General features: G+C 70.7%; 1 protein-coding gene. It reads right to left on the bottom strand.

Annotated features, from left to right (window positions below):
• On the bottom strand, positions 1–259 hold a 259-nt coding region (locus tag H5J33_RS36625), incomplete at its 3' end, for an acyltransferase domain-containing protein (RefSeq protein WP_309485588.1).
• Positions 260–328 lie beyond the last annotated feature (69 nt).

The raw sequence follows: 328 nt of genomic DNA, 5'->3' as shown, positions 1-328 counted from the left end.
CCTCACACCGCTCCATCGCCCCCGCGAACACCGCAGACGACTCCCACAACCCCGCCGCCATCCCCACCCACTGCGACCCCTGACCAGGGAACACGAACACCACACGCCGACCGCTGATCGCCACACCCGACACCACACCCGGCGCCACACCACCCGACGCCAACACCCCCAAACCAGCCAGGACCTCCTCCCGGTCCCGACCGACCACCACACCCCGATGCTCGAACACCGACCGCGCCCCGGCCAGCCCAGCCGCCACACCAGGAACATCAACCCCAGACCGCTCCGCCACGAACGCACGCAAAGCCTCCGCCTGCGCCCGCAACGC

Source organism: Streptomyces sp. WELS2 (assembly GCF_013870595.1).
Lineage (GTDB): Bacteria > Actinomycetota > Actinomycetes > Streptomycetales > Streptomycetaceae > Streptomyces.
Note: the sequence above shows the minus strand (reverse complement) of the source record. Positions and strands in the feature narration are given on the sequence as shown.